The organism is Burkholderia sp. BC1 (genome assembly GCF_052683555.1).
Window position 1 is genome coordinate 1 of the sequence record NZ_JBQYLP010000148.1, and the last position, 3,424, is coordinate 3,424.

General features: G+C 65.6%; 4 protein-coding genes. All 4 read left to right on the forward strand.

All coding sequences use genetic code 11. The features are described from left to right. Nucleotides 1–153 precede the first annotated feature (153 nt). Nucleotides 154–723 carry a hypothetical protein gene (locus ACSHSS_RS29850; RefSeq protein WP_257008853.1) on the forward strand — a complete coding sequence of 190 codons (570 nt, stop codon included), beginning with the start codon at nt 154–156 and terminating at the stop codon, nt 721–723. A 98-nt stretch (nt 724–821) separates the two neighbouring features. Next, a complete protein-coding gene (locus tag ACSHSS_RS29855; protein WP_042974470.1) occupies nt 822–2,258 on the forward strand; it encodes a helix-turn-helix domain-containing protein in 1,437 nt (478 codons plus the stop codon). Beyond that, nucleotides 2,255–3,112 carry an ExeA family protein gene (locus tag ACSHSS_RS29860; protein WP_021158953.1) on the forward strand — a complete coding sequence of 286 codons (858 nt, stop codon included), beginning with the start codon at nt 2,255–2,257 and terminating at the stop codon, nt 3,110–3,112. Before ACSHSS_RS29855 ends, ACSHSS_RS29860 begins: the two co-directional genes overlap by 4 nt. A gap of 1 nt (nt 3,113) precedes the next feature. Then, complete coding sequence (locus ACSHSS_RS29865) at nt 3,114–3,329, forward strand: hypothetical protein (RefSeq protein ID WP_042974467.1); 216 nt, start codon at nt 3,114–3,116, stop codon at nt 3,327–3,329. Nucleotides 3,330–3,424: the final 95 nt, after the last annotated feature.

A 3,424-nucleotide genomic window follows, 5' to 3' on the forward strand; every position in this document is an offset into this window, starting at 1 on the left:
GTGAGCGTGAGCACGTAAATCGATGGGAATTCGGGGCGTTTTGAGCAGCTTGCGTGATGTAGCGGAGGGGGTCTCCCTCAGGCATCTTGCACAAACGACGCCCAAGGGAGAGTCTCGTGTCTGCCAAGAACCGAGACTTCCAGAGTGTGCCACGTGAGTGCCCGCGATCCCAACTTCTATCACCTGCTGCTACGTATCGATCAGGACTACGCCGAACAGACCCGCGCGCAGCGTTGTCGCTGCGGCGGCGTACTCCATAGCGCCCGCTACCCGCGCAAGCCGCGCGGAATTTCATACGAAGCCCGCTGCCACTGCGAGTTCCGCTACAGCTTCTGCTGCGCCGACTGTCGCCGTCGTACCACGCCATTCTCGGTGCGCTTTCTCGGCCGGCGCGTCTACACCGCCGCAATCATGATTGTTGTCAGCGCCACGCGTGCGAGCGCCGGTACGGCCGCGGCAATGCGCCAACTCGATGCGCTGGGCGTGCCACCCGCGACGATCGCGCGATGGCGGCACTGGTGGACGACCGGGTTTGTCGGCACACCGTTCTGGGCGCTCGGACGGGCGGCGTTCGTGCCGCCCGTCGAGACCGCACAGGTGCCGGCAAGCCTGCTCGAGCGCTTCGCTACCACGCAGCCTGCCGAACCATTGCCATGGCTGCTGCGCTGGCTATCACCGCTTACCAGTGCAAGCGCCGTGAGCACCCTGCGTGAGGGACGGTAACCGCCCGCAGAACTTGTCGCTCGCCCCCCTCGGACTGCGCCGGTAGTCTCGCCTCTCCCCCGAATCGCGGCGCGGTGCGCCGCATCCCTGGAGAGAGCATGACTGAACTTCACGATTTACCCCTGCGGGATCGTTGGGCGCGCCTGCGCTTTGCGGTTGTGGGCCCCTTGCTGGCAGCACCGCCTGAACCCGGGCAGGTGCGCGAACTCATCACCGCGCTGGCCGCCAAACGCTGGCGTCATCCCGTCACTGGCGACGATGTCCAGTTCGGCCGCTCCACGGTTGAGCGGTGGTTCTACCGGGCCCGCAAGGCGGCCCACGATCCGGTTGCGAGCCTGCGCGACCGCAAGCGCCCCAGTGGCGCCGGCGCAAGCCTGTCGCCTCAGGCGGTACAGGCGATTCGCGCGCAGTACCGGGAACATCCCGGCTGGACTTGCCAGTTGCACTTCGACAATCTCAAGGTCACGCTCGGCCATGCGTTCCTGCCGTCGTACACGACGGTGCGTCGTTATCTGCGTGCGCAGGGCCTGTACCGTGAACGCAAGCCGCGTCATACCAGCACCGGCGCGATGCTCGCACGCGATCGCCTCGAGAAGCTCGAGGTCCGCAGCTTCGAGGTCGAGCACGTCAACGCGCTCTGGCATCTCGATTTCCATCACGGCTCGCGCAAGCTGCTCACGCATGATGGCCAGTGGATCACGCCGATGCTGCTGTGCGTGCTCGATGACCGTTCGCGCGTCGTCTGTCACGCGCAATGGTTTCTCGATGAGACCGCACGTAGTCTGATCCATGGGCTCACCCAGGCGCTCCAGCGTCGTGGCCGGCCCCGCGCACTGATGACCGACAACGGCGCGGCGATGCTTGCCGAAGAGACGACCGCTGGCTTGCTCGCGCTCGGCGTGCTGCACCAGACGACCTTGCCATATTCGCCGTATCAGAACGCGAAGCAGGAGACGTTCTGGGCCCGCATCGAAGGGCGCGTGATGGCCATGCTCGAAGGCGAGCCCAACCTCACGCTCGAACTGCTCAATCAGGCCACCCACGCATGGATCGAGCGCGAGTACCACCACGCGCATCATTCCGAGATCGGTGGCACGCCGCTCAAACGCTATCTGGCTGGCCCCGATGTGGGCCGCGAATGCCCGTCGAGTGACGCGCTGCGCGCCGCATTCCGTATCGACGTGACGCGCGCCCAGCGGCGCTCGGATGGCACCGTGAGTCTGGCCGGCACACGCTTCGAGATTCCCTCGGCCTACCGGCACCTGCAGCGCGTGCACCTGCGTTACGCGCGCTGGGACCTGAGCGGCGTCGATCTCGTCGACGCCGATAGCGGCGCCGTGCTGTGCCCGCTGCGGCCGCTGGACAAGGCCGCCAATGCTGATGGCCAGCGTCGGCGACTCGATGCCGTCAATGTCGAGCCGCCGCCGGCCAGTGCGCCCGGTATCGCGCCGCTGTTACGCCAGATGCTGGCCGACCACGCCGCAACCGGGTTGCCGCCAGCCTGGATTCCCGCCAACTGGCAGGAGGAGGCATGAGCCAGCGTCTGCAAGCCCTCTACGGCCTGAAGTGGAACCCATTCTCGCCGGAGCTTCCCCTCGAGGCGCTGTACGTGCCGCCGCGCGTCGAGAACTTCTGCTGGCGCATCGAGAACTCGCTCGTGCGCGAAGGCGGCTTCGCGATGATCCACGGTGAGCCGGGTACCGGCAAGAGCGTGGTCATGCGCGTGCTGGCCGAGAAGCTCGAGCGACTGACCGATCTGACAGTCGTCTCGATCAATCATCCGCAAAGCAACCTCGCCGACTTCTATCGCGAGATGGGCGACATCTTCGGTCTGGAACTCCGGCCTCACAACCGCTGGGGCGGCTTCAGGTCGCTGCGCGACCGGTGGATGTCGCACCTGCAAAGCACGCGCCGGCGCCCAATCCTATTGATCGACGAAGCGCAGGAAATGAGTCCCGGCGTGCTCAACGAACTGCGGCTCATGGCCAGCGCCCGCTTCGACTCGCAGCCCCTGCTGTGTGTGGTGCTCGCCGGCGACACGCGCCTGACCGACAAGCTGCGGCGCGACGAACTGCTGCCCCTGGGCAGCCGTATCCGTTCCCGCCTGGGGACCGAGAAGGCTTCGGCCGACGATCTGCTGGCCTGCCTCAATCATCTGCTCGCCAGCGCCGGCGCCCCGCAGCTGATGACACCGCCGCTGCGCCACACGCTGTGCGAACACGCGCTGGGCAACTACCGCGTGCTCACCACGCTCGCCAACGAACTGCTCACCACCGCCGCGCAGCGCGAACTGTCCGAACTCGACGAGAAGCTGTACTTCGAGGTCTTTGCACCATCAACACAGTCCTCGCGCCGCACGCCAGCGCGTCAACCCAACGGAGCCCGATGACATGTCCCGTAAAGCATCACCTCACAAACCCAACGCCTCCCGGCGCCTGCCATTGCCCGAGCTCTCCGACGAGGCAGCCTACATGATGCAGTTCTTCATCGAAGACCTCTATCTGTGGTTCAGCCGCGCCTACGCCACCCAGATCCGCCGCTATCGCGAGCCCTGGTACCGCGGTCCGACACAGCCGCCACACCAGAGCATCGACGAGCCATTCTGAAACGACAACGGGAGCTTCATCGCTCCCGTTTTACCTCGTCCCTCGAACATCATTTATGTTGCTCATTGCCCCATCGATTTACGTGCTCACGCTCA

Bases quoted from the DNA above. Each gene is read 5' to 3' on its own strand.
- ACSHSS_RS29860 (WP_021158953.1), top strand. From the start codon at position 2,255: ATGAGCCAGCGTCTGCAAGCCCTCTACGGCCTGAAGTGGAACCCATTC.
- ACSHSS_RS29865 (WP_042974467.1), top strand. From the start codon at position 3,114: ATGTCCCGTAAAGCATCACCTCACAAACCCAACGCCTCCCGGCGCCTG.
- ACSHSS_RS29855 (WP_042974470.1), top strand. From the start codon at position 822: ATGACTGAACTTCACGATTTACCCCTGCGGGATCGTTGGGCGCGCCTG.